Source organism: Rhodococcus sp. (in: high G+C Gram-positive bacteria), from assembly GCF_049286785.1.
In the GTDB taxonomy this organism is placed as follows: Bacteria; Actinomycetota; Actinomycetes; order Mycobacteriales; family Mycobacteriaceae; genus Rhodococcus_F.
The window spans coordinates 14,508-30,240 of sequence record NZ_JBAQEO010000524.1 but is presented as its reverse complement, the minus strand read 5'-3'; the positions used below and the strand labels follow the sequence as shown (position 1 = coordinate 30,240).

The following is a 15,733-nucleotide window of genomic DNA, read 5'->3' as shown; positions in this document are numbered from 1 at the left end:
TTCCGGTGCGCGCGTCCATCACCGGACTCGACCGGGCGGCGTTGCGGGCGCAGGCGCGGGCGCACTTCGGGCTGCCCGCGCAGGGTCCGGTGCTGCTGGTGTTCGGCGGATCACAGGGCGCGCGGTCGCTCAACGATGCGGTGTCCGGGGCGGCCCCGGCTCTCGCTGCGGCGGGAGTTGCGGTGCTGCACGCGCACGGGCCGAAGAACACTCTCGAGCTTCCGCCCTCGCCGGACGGTCCGCCGTACGTTTCCGTCCCCTATCTCACGCGCATGGATCTCGCGTATTCGGCTGCGGACGCCGTGATCTGCCGGTCCGGTGCGATGACGGTGGCCGAGGTCTCCGCTGTGGGGCTTCCTGCCGTCTACGTGCCGTTGCCACACGGCAATGGGGAGCAGGAACTGAACGCGAGACCCGTCGTTCGGGGCGGAGGTGGAATGATTGTCGCCGACGGTGACCTGACTCCGGAATTCGTCGCGGATACCGTGATTCCTCTGCTGCGCGACCCCGCTCGGCTCGAGGACATGGGACGACGCGCGGCCGGCGTGGGTCATCGCAGCGCAGCCGCCGCGGTTGCGCAGATCGTGCTCGACGTGGCCGCGCTGACAAGGGGAAACCGATGACCGACCTGCCCGCGCAGTTGCACCGTGTCCACATGGTTGGAATCGGCGGCGCCGGAATGTCCGGCATCGCCCGGATCCTGCTGGCCCGGGGCGGGCAGGTCTCCGGTTCCGACGCGAAGGAAAGCCGCGGTGTGCTTGCCCTCCGCGCGCGGGGAGCGCAGGTCCGGATCGGCCACGATGCCGGCGCGCTGGATCTGATTCCCGGCGGTCCGACTGTGGTCGTCACCACCCACGCCGCGATCCCGAAGGACAATCCGGAACTGGTGGAAGCCGGCAGGCGGGGAATCCCCGTTGTTCTGCGTCCGGCGGTGCTGGCGTCTCTCATGCAGGGGCATCGCACGCTGCTGGTGTCCGGTACGCACGGCAAGACATCCACCACGTCGATGCTGGTGGTGGCGTTGCAGCATTGTGGATTCGATCCGTCGTTCGCAGTCGGTGGTGAGCTCAACGAGGCCGGGACCAATGCCCACCACGGCAGCGGCGACGTGTTCGTCGCCGAGGCGGACGAGAGTGATGGTTCGCTGCTGCAGTACGACCCCGACGTCGTCGTGGTCACCAACGTGGAAGCGGATCATCTCGACTATTTCGGGACCGCCGAGGCGTACACGCAGGTCTTCGACGACTTCACCGCGCGGCTGATGCCCGGCGGTCTCCTCGTTGCGTGCCTCGACGATCCGGGCTCGGAGGCGCTCGCCCGGCGGGTGGTGGAGCGGAATCTGCCTGGGATTCGCGTGCTCGGATACGGGAGCGCCGAGAACGGCTGTGCGCTTTTCGATCCGGTGAACGGTGTCGAGGTAGGCGCAAGGCTGCTGAGCTTCGAAGCGAGGGACGTGGGAGGAGTGCTGCAGTTCCATCTCGCCGATGAAACCGCACCCCGGACGATCCGGATGGGTGTCCCGGGCCGGCACATGGCACTCAATGCACTGGCCGCCATTCTTGCCGCGAGGGAAGCTGGCGCGGACGTCGAGGAGATTCTCGAGGGGATCACCGGATTCGGCGGAGTCCACCGCCGGTTCCAGTTCACCGGTCGCGAGCGCGGGGTCCGGGTGTTCGACGACTACGCCCATCACCCGACGGAGGTGCGTGCGGTACTCGGTGCCGCCGCGGAGCTGGTGCGTCCTGCCCAGTCGGCAGAGCGCGCAGAGTCTGCCGGCGAGGTGCCCAGCGGCAAGGTGATCGTGGTCTTCCAGCCGCATCTGTACTCCCGCACAGCGACTTTCGCGGAGGACTTCGGCCGGGCGCTCGACCTCGCCGACGAGGTGGTGGTGCTGGATGTCTACGGCGCCCGGGAAGAACCGATGCCGGGCGTCAGCGGGGCTCTGGTCGCGTTGGCGGTGTCGAAGCCGGTGCATTATCAGCCCGACCTGTCGCAGGCGCCGCGGCAGGTCGCCGCACTGGCCGGACCGGGCGATGTCGTGATCACGATGGGTGCGGGTGACGTCACGATGCTCGGCAAACAGATCCTCGACGCTCTGCGGGCGGCCCCGCACGCCCAGTCGCGATGACTCCGGACCGTCCCGACCGCGGAGATCGCCGGGACCGACCGGAGCGCGCCGGACGACGGGACACCCCACGCAGTCCGCGCCCGGGTGCCTCGGCAGGCACGCGGGGGAGTCGCAGAGCTGGCGCCACAGCCTCGCGCCGGAGTTCTCCGTCCGCGCCGGGAGCAACTCGGACAAGGGAATCCGGACGTGACGCGCACCAGACCCCGGACTCCGCGCCCACACCGCGTCGCCAGTGGTATCGGCGTCCGTGGTGGATGGGACTGGTGAGCGTCATCGTGGCGGTGGCGCTGGGTGTGATCGCCTACTTCACCCCGTTGCTGTCGGTTCGTGAACAGGATGTCGTCGGCGCGACGTCGATTTCGGAGGCGGAGGTTCTTCAGGTACTGGCAGTGCCTGGGGGGCAACCACTTCTGCAGGTCGATGTGGGCGCCGCCGCCCAGCGGGTGGCCACGATCCCGAAGGTCGCATCAGCCCGGGTACAAAGGGCGTATCCGTCCACCATCCGGGTGACGGTCACCGAACGGGTGCCGGTGGTGTTCATCGATTCACCGGACGGAACCCATCTGCTGGACGCCGAGGCCGTCGACTACGAGATCGCGCCGGCGCCGCCCGGTGTCCCGCGGTTGGTAACCGACACGCCGGGGTGGGGCGACCCGTCGACGTCCGCTGCCCTCGAGGTGCTGCAGTCGATGCCGCCGCAGCTGAGGGGTCAGGTGGGAGAGATTGCAGCCGAGTCGATTTCGGATATCTCGGTGACCCTGCTCGACGGCCGCGTGGTGGTCTGGGGGGCTGCCGAGAAGTCCGAACGCAAGGCCGCCGTCACATTGGCTCTGCTGACGCAGCCGGGGCAGACCTACGACGTGTCGAGCCCCGATCTGGCGACGGTGCGATGACCGGACGCGGCGTGGAGCGAAACGCGGGGGCGGTTTCCGTCAAATAACTCGGCGCGTCTCGGCGCGCCTAATGGCGTATCCCGATGTCGGTGCATAGCGTTTCGCTCTAGTCGAGCACTTGACATAACCATAACCCTATGGTTGAGGTTAAGAGTTTTCCCGGCTGATTTGTTGGAAAGCGCGATACACACTCACGGAAGGCGAGAGCCGATGACGCCCCCGCACAACTACCTCGCCGTAATAAAGGTCGTCGGCATCGGCGGCGGCGGCGTGAACGCAGTCAACCGGATGATCGAGCAGGGACTCAAGGGAGTCGAGTTCATTGCCGTCAACACCGACGCGCAGGCATTGCTGATGAGTGATGCCGACGTCAAGCTCGACGTCGGCCGCGAACTCACCCGCGGGCTCGGCGCCGGCGCAGACCCCGAAGTGGGCCGCAAGGCCGCCGAGGACCACAAGGACGAGATCGAGGAAGTCCTCAAGGGCGCCGACATGGTCTTCGTCACCGCCGGTGAGGGCGGCGGCACCGGTACCGGTGGCGCACCCGTCGTCGCGAGTATCGCGCGCAAACTCGGCGCGCTCACGGTGGGCGTCGTCACCCGGCCCTTTTCCTTCGAGGGCAAGCGCCGCGGCGGGCAGGCCGACACCGGCATCCAATCGCTGCGTGAATCCTGCGACACCCTCATCGTCATCCCCAACGATCGCCTGCTTCAGCTCGGCGACGCCGCGGTCAGTCTCATGGATGCGTTCCGCAGCGCCGACGAGGTACTCCTCAACGGCGTCCAGGGCATCACCGACCTCATCACGACTCCCGGTCTGATCAACGTCGACTTCGCCGACGTCAAGGGCGTCATGTCCGGCGCCGGCAGCGCGCTGATGGGTATCGGGTCCTCACGCGGTGAGGGCCGTGCGATCAAGGCCGCTGAGTCGGCCATCAATTCGCCGCTGCTCGAGGCCTCGATGGAGGGCGCCCGCGGCGTGCTGCTGTCGATCGCCGGCGGCAGCGATCTCGGTCTTTTCGAGATCAACGAGGCGGCCTCGCTCGTGCAGGAAGCCGCCCACATCGACGCCAACATCATCTTCGGCACCGTGATCGACGATTCCCTCGGTGACGAGGTGCGTGTCACGGTCATCGCCGCCGGCTTCGACGCAGGTACGCCTGCTCGGCGTCCGGTCGAGGCCGGTGCCGCCGGGCGAACCAACATCGGAGCGGGACGGGCCGGTGACGTGAACCAGTCCGGGGAGTCGCAGGGCGGCGAGTCGGTGTCGGTGACGCGCGAGACGATCGGTTCCCACCAGAACCCGAGCAGCCTGCCCCCGCTTCCCGGCCACGGATCGTCCCGGCCCGTCCCGGTGCCCGATGAGGAGGGTGAAGACGAAGTCGACGTGCCCTCCTTCATGCGTCGTTGAGTTCGCAGTCAGCTCCAAGATTCCGCGTCCGCCGGGTCGTCACCTCCCGTGTCGGTGGAAGGTCCGTCGGGCCGTATGAGTCGTTCAATCTCGGTGACCACGTCGGGGACGACCCGGCGGCGGTGGAAGCCAACCGTCGCCGCCTCGCCGAGAAGATCGGTGTTCCGTTCGATCACCTGGTGTGGATGGAGCAGATTCACAGTCGCAACGTGACGGTGGTGGACGGGCCGCGGGATTCCGTCGTGCCCGCCACGGACGCGTTGGTGACCACCGTTCCGGGACTCGCCCTCGCGACCCTCAGTGCCGACTGCGTGCCTCTGCTGCTGTCCGACGACGAGGCCGGCGTGATCGCTGCGGTGCACGCCGGACGGATCGGCGCCCGGCTCGGAATCGTGCCCAAGGTGCTGGACGTGATGGTGGAGCAGGGCGCCCGGATCGATCGGATCGGCGCATTCCTCGGCCCGGCCGCGAGTGGCCGTCGGTACGAGGTGCCGGCGGCGATGCAAGCCGACGTGGAGAAACACCTGCCCGGTAGCGCCACCCGCACGGTGAAGGGAACGCCCGGTCTCGACCTGCGCGCCGGCATCCGCAAGCAACTGCTCGATGCGGGCGTGGCCGGTGTGGCCGAGGATCCCCGATGCACGATCGAAGATCCGACATTGTTCAGTCATCGGCGCGGGGCACCGACCGGTCGGCTCGCGGCCGCGATCTGGATGGATACTGGGCAGGATGGAGCCTGAGGCGCAGAGGGCGTCCGGCGAGCAGCCGTGGCTGCGGAAGATTCGGTGTGGAAGATTCGGTGTGGGAGTGGCGAGGATGGACAGGGCCCGGGAGATCGGTGCGGCGCTCGAGACGGTACGAGAGCGGCTGGACCGGGCGTGCCGGGACGCGGGGCGCGATCCCGCCGAGGTGATGCTGTTGCCGGTCACCAAGTTCTTCCCGGCCTCGGACGTCCGCATCCTGTACGACCTCGGCTGCCGGGAATTCGGGGAGTCCCGCGAGCAGGAAGCCACCGCGAAGATCGCCGAGTTCCGCAGCGAGGTCGCGGACGACACGGTGCGCTGGCACATGATCGGTCATCTGCAGCGCAACAAGGCGAAGTCGATCGCGCACTGGGCCTATGCGATCCAGTCGGTCGACAGCGAACGGCTGATCGGCGCGCTCGGCCGGGCCGTGGGTGCCGCGATCGACGAGGGGGACCGGTCGGCACCGCTTGGGGTTCTGCTCCAGGTCAGTCTCGACGGTGATCCGCAGCGCGGTGGTGCGCCGATTGTGGAGCTCGAACACCTCGCCGCTCTGGCGGAGTCGACGCCCCACCTCGAGTACCGCGGGCTGATGGCCGTGCCGCCCCTCGGTGCCGACCCCGATGCGGCGTTCGCGAAGTTGAGGGCGGTCCACGAGAAGCTGTGCACCGAACACCCGGATGCGACCGAACTCTCGGCGGGGATGACGAATGATCTCGAGCACGCTGTCCGACACGGATCCACCTGCGTGCGTGTCGGAACCGCGCTGTTGGGCGCGCGGCCTATAACCTCGAAATGATCGCCGAGGCGAGCCGAGAAGGAAAGTCGGCTGGGTGATCGCCAACCCGTCCACACCGCTGCGACCGTTCGCAGTCGGATCCTGTCCGCCGCGCCAAGGAAGGTCGATCAATGAGCAGTCTGCACAAGTTCAAGGCTTACTTCGGCATGGTTCCCCTCGATGACTACGAGGACGAGTATCTTGACGAACCGGAACCTGTTCGCCGGACTGCTCGCCCTGCTCGTGACGGCGGACGTGATCCGTACCTCGACCGGGACGACCGCGACTTCGCGGAACCCGCATTCAGCAAGGCAGGCTACGGACCCGGACGGCGCGACGATCTGGATGACGAGTTCGACCGGTACGACAGTCCTCGCCATGCCTCCCGTGTCGAGCCGGTGGCAGTGCGCTCCGCCCGGCCGGGTGCCGTGCGTGGCAGCACGCGCGGGGCGCTGGCCGTCGATACTCGGTCCGAACGTGTGGAGAACCGGCGCGGACCACTGTTCGACGAGGGCGGACCACTGTCCAAGATCACGACGCTGCGTCCGCGGGACTACAGCGAGGCCCGAACGATCGGTGAGCGGTTCCGGGACGGGACACCGGTGATCATGGATCTCGTCGAGATGAGCAACGCCGATGCCAAGCGGCTCGTAGATTTTGCCGCTGGTCTCGCGTTCGCGTTGCGCGGTTCATTCGACAAGGTGGCGACGAAGGTCTTCCTTCTCTCCCCGGCAGACATCGACGTCTCCGCAGAGGAGCGCCGCCGCATCGCCGAAACCGGCTTCTACAGCCAGAAGTAGACGAGGTTCGAGCGGAGCAGGGGAGAAGCGACCATCGGGATCCCGGCGTTCGGTGCGCGGCAGCACGTGGTAGCTCGGGACGAACACCTGATTACCCGGCTCGTTTTGATCGGCCGGCCATTCTCAGGCAGAGTGAAGGTGTGGCCTTGTTCCAAGTGATCTACTTGATACTGTTCGTCTTCTGGCTGCTTCTCATCGGCAGAATCATCGTCGAGTTCGTCCGGACGTTCGCGCGGGACTGGCGGCCGACGGGTGTCGTCGTCGTGTTTCTCGAGGCGATCTTTACGGTCACGGATCCGCCGGTCAAGCTGCTGCGGCGGCTCATCCCCCCGATTTCGCTCGGTGGGGTGCGGTTGGATCTATCCATCATGGTCTTGCTGTTCATCGTCTTCATCCTGATGTCGATCGTTCAGGGACAAGCACGGGCTACGGGTCTGGTGTGACAGAATGGACCCCATTGATGCGGTGTTGGTTCACCGATACGTAGACTGCGCTGTAACTGAATGCTTGCTAGACCGCCAAATGACGCGTGAAGGGATCCTTCCATGCCGCTGACTCCAGCTGATGTGCACAACGTAGCGTTCAGCAAGCCGCCGATCGGTAAGCGAGGCTACAACGAGGATGAGGTCGATGCGTTCCTCGACCTCGTCGAGCAGGAGCTGTCGCGCCTGATCGAGGAGAATGCCGACCTGCGACAGCGAGTCGGTGAGCTCGACAAGGAACTTGCCGACGCGAAGAAGGCTCCTCGCGCCGCGGCCGCACCGCAAGCTGCCGCCCCCAAAGCCGAGCCGGCTCGTGTCGCCGAACCGGCACCGGCAGCTGCTGCTGCAGCGCCGCAGGGAGCGGAAGCTCATATGCAGGCCGCAAAGGTCCTCGGCCTCGCGCAGGAGATGGCCGACCGGCTCACGAGTGACGCGAAGGCGGAGTCCGAGCAGTTGCTCGGCAGTGCTCGCACCAACTCCGAGCAGTTGGTCAGCGATGCGCGGACGCGTTCGGAGACGATGATCGCCGATGCTCGCCAGAAGTCCGAGGCGCTGATCACCGACGCGCAGACCCGTTCGGAAACCCAGCTCCGTCAGGCCAAGGAGAAGGCCGACGCGCTGCAGGCGGATGCGGAGAAGAAGCACACCGAGATCATGGCGACGATCAACCAGCAGCGTTCGGTGCTGGAAGGCCGGATCGAGCAGCTCAAGACGTTCGAGCGCGAGTACCGGGTACGCCTGAAGTCCTACCTGGAGTCGCAGCTCGAGGAACTGGAGCAGCGAGGATCCGCGGTGCCGGTGGACGGTGGGCAGGATTCGTTCGCGCAGGGCGGTTCGCAGTCCAGCAACTACAGCCAGTCCTACGCCAAGGGCAATAGCTGACCAAGTCCGGTAGTTGTCCACCCAGCAGCTGGATCGAGGTTGAGCCGTGCTGGTCGTGACACTCGTTCTTGCGGCGGTGGGCTTCGCCCTCCTGGTCGTCGCCTTGATGACCGGGTCGGTCATCTGGGCGTGGGGTTGCATCGCGGTGTGTATCCTCGGCGCGATACTCCTCCTGGTCAGTGCGCTGGCCGGCAAGAGGACACCGCCCGCCTCGGGCAAGAGGACACCGCCCGCCCCGGGCGAGAGGACACCGCCCGCCTCGGGCCGACATACCGGAGCGGACAGTGGTCGCCGCGCCGCAGCCGATGGGGAGCCGGGCTCGATGCCTCCCTCCGGTGAAGGCGACTAGACTACACAGAGCACCTGGACTGCACAGAGCGGCAGTCTCCAATTTCAGACAGAACATCAGGCGGAGATCCGGCTATCACCGGGGAGCCTTCGGAAGAACGGCCGGACACCCGGCTCAGTAGAACCGAACGGGTGGGCCCGTGACAGCCCGACACCGAGAGGCGTCCACCTGGGCGCAAGCGGGGTGGTACCGCGGTGGTGACGCACGAGGCGTCGCCGTCGTCCCCGTGCCGAGTACGCCAGGCACGAGGAGATCGACGGTGACCAATACCAGCAACGCGACGGGTGACAACGATTCGTACCCGAAGGTCGACTACGGGATCTCCGACCAGGCGGGTGTGCGCTTTCCACGGATCGAGCAGCGGGTGCTCGCCGGATGGGACGAGGACGACACCTTCCGGGCGTCGATCGCTCAGCGCGAAGGTGCTCCGGAATACGTCTTCTACGACGGCCCTCCCTTCGCCAACGGACTTCCGCACTACGGCCACCTGCTCACCGGGTACGTCAAGGATCTGATCCCGCGCTTCCAGACGATGCGCGGCAAGAAGGTGGAACGCCGGTTCGGATGGGACTGCCACGGACTCCCCGCCGAGCTCGAGGCCGAGAAGCAACTCGGGATCAAGGACAAGTCCGAGATCGACGCCATGGGTCTCGCGAAGTTCAACGAGTACTGCAAGTCGTCGGTGCTGCGCTACACGGACGAATGGCGGAACTACGTCACCCGTCAGGCGCGGTGGGTCGACTTCGACAACGATTACAAGACGCTCGATCTCGACTTCATGGAGTCGGTGATGTGGGCGTTCAAGGAACTGTTCGACAAGGGCCTGATCTACCAGGGCTTCCGTGTGCTGCCGTACAGCTGGTATGAACAGACCCCGCTGTCGAACCAGGAGACCAGGCTCGACGACGCCTACAAGATGCGTCAGGATCCCGCGGTCACCGTCGACATGCCGTTGCGCGGTGCGGGTCCACTCGACGGCGCGAACGCGATCATCTGGACCACCACACCGTGGACGCTGCCGTCCAACCTTGCCATCGCCGTGCATCCGGACATCGACTATGTCCAGGTCGAGGCCGACGGAAAGCGTTACGTGCTGGCGAAGGACCGGCTGGGGCATTATGCCCGTGAGCTGGGTGAAGCGCCGGAGGTGATCTCCGAACACAAGGGGGCCGACCTCGTCGGGCTCAGCTACGACCCGCCGTTCGATTTCTTCGTCGGCCACGAGAACGCCCACCGCGTTATCGCGGCCGACTACGTGACGACCGAGTCCGGTACCGGAATCGTCCACCTCGCACCGGCTTTCGGTGAGGAGGACATGGAGTACTGCACCGCCAACGGGATCGACATCGTGCAGCCTCTCGACCCGGGTGGCAAGTTCACGTCGATGGTTCCGCCGTACGAAGGGCTCCAGGTCTTCGATGCGAACCCGGTGATCATCAAGGATCTCAAGGCTGCTGGAAAGTTGCTGCGGCACGAGACGATCGAGCACTCCTACCCGCACAGCTGGCGCAGTGGTAAGCCGCTCATCTACATGGCGGTTCCGTCGTGGTTCGTCGCGGTCACCAAGTTCCGTGACCGCATGGTCGAACTGAACAAGGACATCACCTGGGTGCCCGAGCATATCCGCGACGGCCAGTTCGGTAAGTGGCTCGAGGGTGCACGCGACTGGAACATCAGCCGTAACCGGTACTGGGGCAGTCCGATCCCGGTGTGGGTGTCGGATGATCCGGCGTATCCACGGACGGACGTCTACGGTTCGCTCGACGAGCTCGAGCGGGACTTCGGTGTGCGGCCCACCGACCTGCACCGGCCGATGATCGACGACCTGGTTCGTGCCAATCCCGACGACCCGACCGGTAAGTCGATGATGCGTCGCGTGCCCGAGGTTCTGGACTGCTGGTTCGAATCCGGCTCCATGCCGTACGCGCAGGTGCACTACCCGTTCGAGAATCGCGACTGGTTCATCGGGGCGAGCGGCGTGAGCGGGGATGACACCGCGCATTTCCCCGGCGACTTCATCGTGGAGTACAACGGCCAGACGCGTGGCTGGTTCTACACATTGCATGTGCTCGCCACGGCGCTGTTCGATCGTCCGGCGTTCAAGACCGTTGCGGCGCACGGCATCGTGCTCGGCGAAGACGGCCTGAAGATGAGCAAGTCGAAGGGCAACTACCCGGACGTCAACGAGGTGTTCGAACGGGACGGCTCGGATGCCATGCGGTGGTTCCTCATGTCGTCGCCGATCCTGCGGGGCGGCAACCTGGTCGTCACCGAGCAGGGGATCCGGGAGGGCGTGCGGCAGGCGCTCCTGCCGTTGTGGAATGCCTGGAGCTTCCTGCAGCTGTATGCGCCCGCATCGGGCGAGTGGCGCACGGATTCCACGAACGTGCTGGACCGCTACATCCTCGCGAAGCTGGCGGCTACCCGTGACGTCATCACCGAATCGCTCGAGGCGGTGGACATCGCCGGGGCCTGTGACGAACTGCGGACCTTCTGTGACGCGCTGACGAACTGGTATGTGCGCCGGTCACGTTCACGGTTCTGGGACGAGGACAAGGACGCGGTCGACACCCTGCACACCGTTCTCGAGGTGGTGACCCGGCTCGCTGCACCGTTGCTGCCGTTGATCAGCGAGGTGATCTGGCGCGGTCTCACCGGTGGGCGGTCGGTCCATCTCGCGGACTGGCCGACGGCGGAGGAATTGCCCGCCGACCCCGATCTCGTTGCCGCGATGGACGAGGTGCGTTCGGTGTGTTCGACCGTGCTCGGACTGCGTAAGGCTCAGAACCTGCGGGTGCGGTTGCCGTTGCCGGAGGTGACGGTGGCCTCCGAGGACGCCGAGCATCTGCGTCCCTTCATCGGCCTGATCGCCGACGAGGTCAACGTGAAGAAGGTGGACCTCACGACGGACGTGGACGCGCACGGCCGCTTCGAACTCGTCGTCAACGCCCGCGCTGCGGGGCCGCGTCTGGGCAAGGACGTGCAGACCGTAATCAAGGCGGTCAAGGCGGGGGACTGGGCGGAGAGCGCGGACGGTGTGGTGACCGCGGCCGGGATCGCGCTGCTGCCCGAGGAATACACGCAGCGCCTCGTCGCGGCCGAGCCCGAGTCGACGGCTGCCCTGCCGGACGGTGCCGGACTGGTCGTTCTGGATTCGGCCGTCACGGAGGAACTCGAGGCGGAGGGCTGGGCAAAGGACCGGATCCGTGAGCTGCAGGATGCTCGACGGGCGGCCGGACTCGAGGTGTCCGATCGGATCCGCGTCGTTCTCGAGGTGCCGGCGGAACGGCGGGACTGGGCGCAGGCACACCGGGATCTGATCTCGGGTGAGATTCTCGCGGTCGATCTCGAACTAGCCGACGCCCCCAGCGATGCTGTCGAGCTGGGCGAGGGTGTGCGGGCGGCGATCTCCAAGGTGTGAGCTGTCGGACCGCAAGAGTAATTTCGCCACCGTGAGCCGTCGGTGGGTGTTGCACCTCGATATGGACGCCTTCTTCGCGTCGGTCGAGCAACTCACCCGGCCGACGCTCCGGGGCCGCCCCGTCCTCGTCGGCGGCCTCGGCGGTCGCGGAGTCGTCGCCGGCGCGAGCTACGAGGCGCGTGTGTTCGGTGCTCGTTCCGCCATGCCCATGCATCAGGCACGCCGGCTCGTGGGACCGGGCGCTGTGGTGCTGCCGCCGCGGGGCCGGCTCTATGGAATGTTGAGCAAATCGGTGTTCGACGCCCTCCGCGCGCCGATGCCGGTGCTGGAACAACTGTCCATGGACGAGGCGTTCGGGGAGCCGACGGAACTCGCCGGCGCGGATGTGGCTACCGTCCGGCGCTACTGCGAGGGTCTGCGTGCGTTGGTCCTCGCGGAGACCGGGCTCGTCGCGTCGATCGGGGCGGGGTCCGGAAAACAGGTGGCCAAGATCGCGTCTGGGCTGGCCAAACCCAATGGGATCACGGTCATTCCCCCCGACGAGCAGCAGTCGATTCTGGAGGCGCTGCCCGTGCGGAAGCTGTGGGGCATCGGCCCTGTCGCCGAAGAGAAGCTGAAACGACTCGGTATCGAGACGATCGGCGGCCTGGCGCGCACCGCCGAGTCCGAGGTGGCCTCGATCCTCGGCACCACCATCGGGCCGGGACTGCACCGGCTGGCACGCGGCATCGACAACAGGCCGGTCGCCGAGCGTGCGGAGTCCAAACAGGTCAGTGCGGAAACCACGTTCGCCATCGACATCGTCACGGTCGGCGAGCTGCGTGCCGCGGTTGAGGCGAGTGCGTCTTCTGCGTTCGCCCGGCTGGAGAAGGACGGCAGGGCGGCGCGGACCGTGGTACTGAAGCTGAAGAAGTCGGACATGGGGATCCTGACGAGATCGGTCACGCTGCCGTACGCCACCCTCGATCGGCAGATCCTGGTCGCGGCGGCGCAGCGGCAGGTGATCGATCCCATCGAACTGGGACCGGTGCGTCTCGTCGGTGTCGGATTCGCCGGACTGTCGTCGGTACGCCAGGGTTCGCTGTTTCCCGAGCTGGAGTTGGACGTTCCCGGCTCCGAGGAGTCGAGGACAACGAACGTTGCCGGTACAGAATCCCTTCCGCACACGCCGGTACCCGCACGGGATATCGACCGCAGGTGGTTCCCGGGGCTGGACGTGGCACACCCGGACCACGGCCACGGCTGGGTGCAGGGGGCCGGGCACGGGGTGGTGACTGTCCGGTTCGAGACCCGCACGACGGGCCCGGGGGTTGCGAGAACCTTCCGGGACGACGACGAACAACTCGCGCGCGCCGAGGTGGAGGGATCTCTGAAGTGAGGGTGCTGGAGCCTTTCAGGTGGAGAAGGTAGCCTCGTCCCCCAGTGCTTACCGTTGGGTAATGTGGCCCGGAAGCACGCCGATGCTTGATTGACCGAGTACGAACACCCGAGAATGAAGAGGTTATCGAGTTGAATCTTCGAAAGAGCACGGTTGCCGTGGTTGCCATCGCCGCAGCCCTCACCATGTCCGCCTGTGGTTCGGATGACGGCGGTGACACGGCGACCAAGACCACGACCACCACTTCTGCGGCTCCCACGTCGGAAGCTCTCGAGGTGCCCACCGCGGCCGAACTGAACGTGTTGCTGGTGAAGGGTCTCGATCCCGCCACCCCGCTGGAGGAGAAGGCCGCCATGGTCGAGGGTTCCGAGCAGGACCCGGAGCTGATCAACCAGGTTGCCGCCGCTGCGCGCGCGAACAACGCACAGGTCACCGTGCTCGACCCGGTTATCGACAACGGCGACGGCACCGCCAGCGGCCAGCTGCAGCTCACGGTCGGTGGTCAGGTCCAGCAGGGTGGTCTCCCCGCGATCTTCGTTCCCAGCGGCACCGGATCGTGGAAGCTGTCGCAGGTCACTGCGTGCCAGATCGTGTCGCTCGCACAGCTGACCTCGCCTGCGTGCCCGGTCTGATCCACGCTGTCGATCCCGACGGATCGTAAGGTTCTTCTTCACCGAGATGCCGGCGCCCCTCCGAGGGGTTGCCGGCATCTTGTCGTTCCGGTAGTCAGCGGGCGACCGAGGGTGCGAGGCGGGCTACCGCGGTCCGGGTGAGGTCCTCGAGGACACCCGGGTCGATCGGTTCCTGGGCGGATGCCACGAGCTGGGTGACGGTGCTACCGACGATCGCGATCACCACGTCGGAGACCAGGCTCAGACCTTCGCTGGTGGTGACGAGCCGGAACGCCACCGAGCCGTCCCCGGTCCGAGCCTGCTCGCGCCCACCCACCCGGTACGACACCGGCACGCCGTCGGCGTCGGTTCCCGAGAACTCGGTGCAGCGCGAGAGGGTGTCCTGGACGCCCGCGAAGGCCCGGGCGGCGTCCGCGGGTGTCGGATAGCCGGCCGCGTCCTGGTCGACGGATGCGAAATTCGGTCCGCTGAACCAGTTCGCCGCCGACGCAAGCACGCCCGGCTGCTGATCGGCGATCTCCGCGAGAACCGCTTCACACTCGGTGGGTGTGGTGCTCGAGTTATCCGTATCCGACGACTCGGACGCCGGAGGAAGACCGAGATCCATCTCCGGGTCCGCGAGCCGAGCGAAACCGGCAGGGAGGTCGGTGACGTCCAGCAGCGCCGCGCGCAACGCCGCCGGATCGGTGAACGCCGCGCCCTGACCGTTCGGGGACGCAGCCCCCGGGGACACGGTGACGGCGGGTCCGAGCGGCGGGAGTTGTTCCGCGGTTGCGGGGTCCTCGGCGCCGGGATCGGACGAACACCCCGACAGCGCGAGAGCCGTGAGCACCGAACACACAGCGGCCACTGCGCCGCGACACATCACGACGATGCCCACTGGACGCGATTGGAGGTGGTCTGATGCAGACGGGTCCCGCCGTCCGGATCGCTGTATTGCTGGTCGCCGCCCATCGTCACCGTTCCCTCCACCGGCAACGGCAGGCCGAGGTCGATGGTCATCGTGCCCGTACCCTCCATCACGTACTGGTCGACGGTCAGCGTCCCCGAATCACCGGGAAGCTGCCACACGGGGGACTGCGGTGTCTGGGCAATCGTGTAGTCGACGGTCAGCCGGTCGCCCTCACGCGCGGCAAGAGTCACGGTGGTGGTCTGGTCGAGAGTGATTCCGCTCATCACCCGTTGGTGGATCGTCCACTGGCCGCCCACGCCGACCGGCTCGGCCGGGAACGCGATCATACGATAGGCGGCCTGGTAGAAGGCCTGCTCGATGGCCGAGCGCGCGATGTCCTGCGAATCGGAGGCCGGTCGCAGGCGCAGTGCGGTGACAGCTCCGCTGGGGTCGACGGTGAGACCGGCACCGGAACCGCTGCTCGCCTCGAGGGCATCGGCGAGGCGCCCCTCGGGACTCGTGATGTCCCCGAGCGTGAGGTCGACCAGGGTGCTCGCACCGCCGCCCGCGTCCGGACGGGAGATCACTGCGGAGAGGGGCACCGTGATCTCGGGGGAAGAGAAGTCCTGGGCGGGCTGATCGTCGATCTGCTGGAGCACCTGCGCACTGGTGGTCAGCCGCACCTCCTGCGTCGCGTCCGCCGGCGGTGTGCGCCGGATCAACTCGCGGGGTTCGTCGCCGGGCCGGAGAAGCACAACCGTGGTGGCGGAGATCGGGACCGTCACCTCGGCGGCCGTGGTCGCGGAGTCCGCGGCTCCGGGCTGCGAGGACTCGTCGTCACCTCCGCAACCTGTCGTCAGAGCGAGGAGGGACAGGGTCGCGGCGAGCAGACAGGATGGGGATCGCAGAACGTTCGAGAACAGTGGCACGCCCCCAGGTTAGTGT

Annotated in this window: 15 protein-coding genes; 13 read left to right on the top strand and 2 right to left on the bottom strand. The window is 66.8% G+C overall.

Annotation, left to right across the window (positions count from 1 at the left end):
* From WAW17_RS19095 to WAW17_RS19035, 13 genes are all read left to right on the top strand, one after another.
* Window positions 1-623 (top strand): UDP-N-acetylglucosamine--N-acetylmuramyl-(pentapeptide) pyrophosphoryl-undecaprenol N-acetylglucosamine transferase (locus WAW17_RS19095; RefSeq protein WP_422334502.1); only part of this gene is annotated, 623 nt, incomplete at its 5' end.
* Window positions 620-2,128 (top strand): UDP-N-acetylmuramate--L-alanine ligase, encoded by a 1,509-nt coding sequence (murC, locus tag WAW17_RS19090; RefSeq protein WP_422334501.1) that lies wholly within the window; start codon window positions 620-622, stop codon window positions 2,126-2,128. The genes WAW17_RS19095 and murC, both read left to right, overlap by 4 nt.
* A gap of 254 nt (window positions 2,129-2,382) precedes the next feature.
* Window positions 2,383-3,021 (top strand): cell division protein FtsQ/DivIB, encoded by a 639-nt coding sequence (locus WAW17_RS19085; RefSeq protein WP_422334500.1) that lies wholly within the window; start codon window positions 2,383-2,385, stop codon window positions 3,019-3,021.
* A gap of 210 nt (window positions 3,022-3,231) precedes the next feature.
* Entirely contained in the window at window positions 3,232-4,431 is a 1,200-nt protein-coding gene (gene ftsZ, locus WAW17_RS19080) for a cell division protein FtsZ (RefSeq protein WP_422334499.1), read from the top strand.
* Window positions 4,428-5,171, top strand: coding sequence for a peptidoglycan editing factor PgeF (gene pgeF / locus WAW17_RS19075; RefSeq protein WP_422334498.1), 744 nt, complete (start codon window positions 4,428-4,430; stop codon window positions 5,169-5,171). The genes ftsZ and pgeF overlap by 4 nt, the downstream gene beginning before the upstream one ends.
* 76 nt (window positions 5,172-5,247) lie before the next feature.
* Complete coding sequence (locus WAW17_RS19070) at window positions 5,248-5,973, top strand: YggS family pyridoxal phosphate-dependent enzyme (protein ID WP_422334504.1); 726 nt, start codon at window positions 5,248-5,250, stop codon at window positions 5,971-5,973.
* Window positions 5,974-6,083: 110 nt separating this feature from the next.
* Entirely contained in the window at window positions 6,084-6,752 is a 669-nt protein-coding gene (locus tag WAW17_RS19065) for a cell division protein SepF (RefSeq protein ID WP_422334497.1), read from the top strand.
* A 140-nt stretch (window positions 6,753-6,892) separates the two neighbouring features.
* Window positions 6,893-7,195, top strand: coding sequence for a YggT family protein (locus WAW17_RS19060; protein WP_422334496.1), 303 nt, complete (start codon window positions 6,893-6,895; stop codon window positions 7,193-7,195).
* Window positions 7,196-7,297: 102 nt separating this feature from the next.
* Window positions 7,298-8,116, top strand: a complete 819-nt coding sequence (locus WAW17_RS19055) for a DivIVA domain-containing protein (RefSeq protein WP_422334495.1) — start codon at window positions 7,298-7,300, stop codon at window positions 8,114-8,116.
* A gap of 46 nt (window positions 8,117-8,162) precedes the next feature.
* Entirely contained in the window at window positions 8,163-8,465 is a 303-nt protein-coding gene (locus WAW17_RS19050) for a hypothetical protein (RefSeq protein ID WP_422334494.1), read from the top strand.
* 259 nt (window positions 8,466-8,724) lie between these two features.
* Complete coding sequence (gene ileS / locus WAW17_RS19045; protein ID WP_422334493.1) at window positions 8,725-11,886, top strand: isoleucine--tRNA ligase; 3,162 nt, start codon at window positions 8,725-8,727, stop codon at window positions 11,884-11,886.
* 46 nt (window positions 11,887-11,932) lie between these two features.
* Window positions 11,933-13,264: a DNA polymerase IV gene (locus WAW17_RS19040; protein WP_422334503.1), complete on the top strand. Its 1,332-nt coding sequence runs from the start codon at window positions 11,933-11,935 to the stop codon at window positions 13,262-13,264.
* 131 nt (window positions 13,265-13,395) lie between these two features.
* A complete protein-coding gene (locus WAW17_RS19035) occupies window positions 13,396-13,896 on the top strand; it encodes a hypothetical protein (protein ID WP_422334492.1) in 501 nt (166 codons plus the stop codon).
* Between the two features lie 94 nt (window positions 13,897-13,990).
* On the opposite strand, the gene WAW17_RS19030 is transcribed toward WAW17_RS19035, so the two are convergent.
* Both WAW17_RS19030 and WAW17_RS19025 read right to left on the bottom strand, forming a co-directional pair.
* Window positions 13,991-14,776: a sensor domain-containing protein gene (locus WAW17_RS19030; protein WP_422334491.1), complete on the bottom strand. Its 786-nt coding sequence runs from the start codon at window positions 14,774-14,776 to the stop codon at window positions 13,991-13,993.
* Window positions 14,761-15,717, bottom strand: coding sequence for a hypothetical protein (locus tag WAW17_RS19025; RefSeq protein ID WP_422334490.1), 957 nt, complete (start codon window positions 15,715-15,717; stop codon window positions 14,761-14,763). The genes WAW17_RS19030 and WAW17_RS19025 overlap by 16 nt, the downstream gene beginning before the upstream one ends.
* Between the last annotated feature and the right edge of the window lie 16 nt (window positions 15,718-15,733).